4 protein-coding genes and 1 riboswitch are annotated in these 4,305 nt (G+C 42.9%); of the genes, 2 read left to right on the plus strand and 2 right to left on the minus strand.

All coding sequences use genetic code 11. The features are described 5' to 3' along the window. Nucleotides 1–46: 46 nt before the first annotated feature. Nucleotides 47–949, minus strand: a complete 903-nt coding sequence (locus BB427_RS20020) for a ketopantoate reductase family protein (protein ID WP_069022800.1) — start codon at nt 947–949, stop codon at nt 47–49. Further along, a complete protein-coding gene (locus tag BB427_RS20025; RefSeq protein ID WP_039492978.1) occupies nt 942–1,214 on the minus strand; it encodes a VanZ family protein in 273 nt (90 codons plus the stop codon). Before BB427_RS20025 ends, BB427_RS20020 begins: the two co-directional genes overlap by 8 nt. A gap of 230 nt (nt 1,215–1,444) precedes the next feature. Between BB427_RS20025 and BB427_RS20030 the strand changes: the two genes are divergently transcribed. Continuing rightward, on the plus strand, nt 1,445–1,927 hold the full coding sequence (locus BB427_RS20030; protein ID WP_010374237.1) for a YajQ family cyclic di-GMP-binding protein: 483 nt from the start codon (nt 1,445–1,447) through the stop codon (nt 1,925–1,927). Between the two features lie 86 nt (nt 1,928–2,013). Continuing rightward, a riboswitch (cobalamin riboswitch) is annotated at nt 2,014–2,262 on the plus strand. A 35-nt stretch (nt 2,263–2,297) separates the two neighbouring features. Continuing rightward, a complete protein-coding gene (locus BB427_RS20035) occupies nt 2,298–4,160 on the plus strand; it encodes a TonB-dependent receptor domain-containing protein (RefSeq protein WP_069022802.1) in 1,863 nt (620 codons plus the stop codon). Nucleotides 4,161–4,305 lie beyond the last annotated feature (145 nt).

A 4,305-nucleotide genomic window follows, 5' to 3' on the forward strand; every position in this document is an offset into this window, starting at 1 on the left:
ATTGGAGGAGTCCATATAAGGCGATTTACCCGCCGAGAAGTTAAGCCTATTGTCGCGCTAGCTGCCAGCGCTTATTCACTTCCTCAAGTAACTGTTGATTAAACGGTACATCAATATTTTGTTTTGCTGCTAGCTCGCAAATATAGCCGCACATAGCGTCAATTTCTGTGCGCCTGTTATTCGCGAGATCTTGATTCATTGAAGAGCGATTGTTTGCGGTTTGCGCCATTACAGTGTAAGCAAGCGTGACTAGCTCGCTAAGCGCTAAGGTTACGCCTGTACTTGCGGCCACAAGCTGTACTTCATTCATTAAATTAAGGATTTGGGCTGCGTATTTGGGCTGTCTTAACTGACCATTTTCGACTTGTTCCAATGCACTTAACGGGTTAATGGCAATATTAACCGCCAGCTTTTTCCAAAGCGTTGGCATGATATCAAACGTGGTTTGGGCATTTTCAAATGTGCTAAACAGTTGCGAGAATACGCGCTGGTAGTGGCATTCTGCGGGTGAATTTAACGGCCCAAACCAAGTTGCACCTTGTCCTGTATGGTGCACAGTGTCTGCGACTTTATAGCCAGCAATGGATGTGCTTAAGAAGTAGGCGGATTGTGTTTTTTCAAGCGCTGCTAACTCACCAGACCAATCTACCATGCCATTATGACTAAGGATTAGCGTGCCATTTTTTGAAAGTACAGGGCGGAGCGCTTGGAGTGCTTCGATGACCTGATATGCTTTAACGGGAATGATTAGCGTATCTATACTGTTGGCAGGGAGTTCTGCAAGTGTTTTGGTGCTGCATGGGATGGTTTGTTGAATACTTGCTGTTTGATAGCGATAAGTCGCCGCGCGTTTATTTCGAGTGATCAGCGTAATTTGATGAGATTGACTAAGGTGCTGGGCGAGCAGTAATCCTATCGCCCCTTCACCTAAAATATGTATGTTAGCCATGTTTTCTGTTGCGCCAACTTGCCCAAATATAAAATAGAACAAAATAACTGACCGCACCGGCTAAATCAGCCAAAAAGTCAGCGGTAGATGCTTGGCGATATGGTAATGAATGCTGCATCCACTCAATTCCTGCACCGTACAAGGACAGTAGCACTATGTGTGTCCATACCTTTACTTTAAAAGCATGGTGAGAGATAAACGCAAGCACAAAAAACACACCAAAATGTGCCACTTTATCGATATTTGGGAACAGCTTTGGAGACAAGCTAATTTCCTTTGCGAATAGCACCGTACATATAATTAAAGAGATAATCAAAAGAGCTTTATAAACGCGCCGTGTCACAATACATCCTACTTCTGTATGACTAAGCGAGCAGTATACCATCGAAAACTGTCCATTGGGTGAACATCCTAATACGCTGTTTAAAAACTTAAAGTAACTCAAATTAGGCATAAACTGCTATAATCGAGCCAAAATGACTTTAGGAGAGAAGCATGCCTTCATTTGATATTGTATCTGAAATTGATATGACAGAAGCAAAAAATACCGTAGACAACGCGGTTCGTGAGCTTGATACACGTTTTGATTTTCGTGGCGTAGATGCGTCAATCGAGCTAAGCGGTGAAATGATTAACCTCAAAGCGGAAGCAGAACAGCAAGTTATGCAATTGTTCGATATGCTAGTGGGTAAAGCGGCAAAGCGTGGCCTAGATGTGGCAAGCTTCGAGTTAAAAGACATTGAGCGCTCTGGCAAATACGTATCGCGTAAGGTGGCGTTAAAGCAAGGCATCGACAAAGAGATGGCGAAAAAACTGGTTAAGCTCATCAAAGACTCAAAAGTGAAAGTTCAAGCATCAATTCAAGGCGATACGGTGCGTGTAACGGGTAAAAAGCGTGACGATTTGCAAGAAACGATGCAACTGGTTCGTACCGGTGAGCTTGGCCAACCATTTCAATTCAAAAACTTCCGCGACTAATTACGCTTTACTTCATTCCAAAAGTGCATAGATTGCACTTTTGGATTTCTAGACGTCCATTGACAATCATTCCGAAACCCAAGACAATAGCCTCGCATTTTCAAGGTGCTGTACACAACCTAGTGTGGTTGCTAAGTGTATAGATAATCGGGAAACTGGTGCGAACACAAGGGAACATCTAATTGCGTTAATCAACAATAAATTGAATAAGACAGTTTATTGCACGTGATTAGCTTGGATCGGTTCTATGCCAGCGCTGCCCCCGCAACGGTAGAGTGAACTGCTAATCTGCAGGTTTACTGAGCCCGGAGACCGGCCTTGAAACAGTCACTTTGTGTTCTTGTACGGTGGGTACAAGTTAGGGGAAACCATGTTAAATAAAACTGCTCTAAGCGCGGCGATAGCGACGGCGCTCTCTTTTTCAGCGTTTGCTGATCAAAATGTTGAACATATCACTGTTACTGCCAATAAATTTGAACAATCTCTAGAAAGCACACTGTCTGCCATTACGGTTATAGGTCGTGCTGAAATTGAAAAAAGCAATGTTCAAGATGTCGTATCGCTACTCGATAATGTCGCAGGTATTCAAGCGGTTAGAAACGGTGGCTTCGGCCAAAGCGTGAGTTTATTCCTACGCGGTAATGATGCTAAGCATACGCTAGTGTTAATTGATGGGGTTCGAGTGACGGATGCAAACTCCGGTGACAATTCGCTTACTAATTTACCACTTAATAGCATCGAAAGGATTGAGATCATTCGTGGTGCCAAAGCTGCGATTTATGGTTCAGATGCCATTGCTGGCGTGATTAATATTATTAGTCGCGAAGGGAATAACAATACTATCGCGCTTACGACTGGGAGTAACAATTACTCCAAGACCGAAGCAACGGTAAATTACAAAAAAGATAAGTTTAGTATTGCAGCTAATGCGGGTTACACTCATACCGATGGCTATGATGTGATAGAGAAAGACCCTGAAGCTGCAATCACAAAAAACCATGACCGTGATGGATATTATAACGGTAATGCCGGTTTAAATGTGCAGTATGGTGATGAAGAAAGTGGCATTTTTAGCTTACGTTCACAGTACAGTGAAGGAGAGGGGGAGTATGACTCTTTTGGTAGTGATGCTTACCGTTTCCATAACTACACCAATAAGTTGGCGTGGAAAAGACGTACTGACAAGTTTAGCCAAAGTGCGTCATACAGCTTAGGTAAGGAACAAAACGTTCAAATCGGTAATAGTGCTGACGATAACGCTTATGTCACCAAACGCAGCCAATTTGAATATCAGTCGCAATATAGTTTAACTGAAGCTTTGATCTTCACGGGTAACTTTACCTTTCTAAATGAAGATGTTGGTGATTCTACCGCCTCTTTTTCAGAGCCTGAGCGTGATAACTTATCTTTAGCACTAGGTGGGTTTTACAACGATGAAAATTGGCTGGCAGAGGTTGTACTGAGAACGGATGATTATGATTTTCATGGTCGTGCAAACACCTACACGGTTGCTGTAGGTAAGCAACTCATGGATGGCCTGAGTGTTAAGTTGAATCATGGTACTGCCTTTAGAGCACCTTCTTTATCACAGGCGTTTGTGATTGATAGTCCTTACTATCTGCCTAACCCGAATATTAAGCCTGAAGAAGCCACTAATAACGAAATTATTGTCACATGGAGCGGCGAGAACTTCCGTGTGGAAGCTGCGGTATACGATAACCGTATTACCGATAAAATCGTTTATCAGCAAAATGATAAATGGAAATACGTCCCTTACAATGTTCAGCGCGCTGACTTTGAAGGTGCTGATCTTTCTGTTGAAATTGAAGACAACTTTGGTATCGAGCATACAGTAAATGCGAGCTATGTGAGTGCTAAAGACGCTGATACCGATAAGCAATTACAGCGCAGAGCGAGACGTACCTTAACTTATTCAGTCAGTAAAGAGTGGGAAAATGTTGACGCAACACTGACCTTAGTCCATAGAGGTAATCGCGACGATAAAGTATGGGGAGCTGAAGGTGCATATACAGTGACTTTACCGTCATATACGCTGTTTAACTTAGCTGCTAACTATACGTTTTTCGACGGATTCAAGTTAAATGGCCGAATTGAAAACTTAACCGATAAGCGTTATTTCAATGCCACAGCGGGCGAAGCAAAAGATGGCTCTTTACTGGGCTATAAGCCACTAGGTAGACAAGCCTACGTTGGTGTGAGCTACAGCTTCTAATGCGTTAACTGCTTTTCAATACCCAGAGTGATCCATCATGAGTAATGGATCACTTTTCTTATTTATCATTTAGGGCCTGTTGACCTTTGCTGTTTGATTTTTGTTCTTCTGAGTGTGTTTTGATCGCGACGCTCGACTTGCCGCC

The organism is Pseudoalteromonas sp. BMB (genome assembly GCF_001709235.1).
In the GTDB taxonomy this organism is placed as follows: Bacteria; Pseudomonadota; Gammaproteobacteria; order Enterobacterales; family Alteromonadaceae; genus Pseudoalteromonas; species Pseudoalteromonas maricaloris.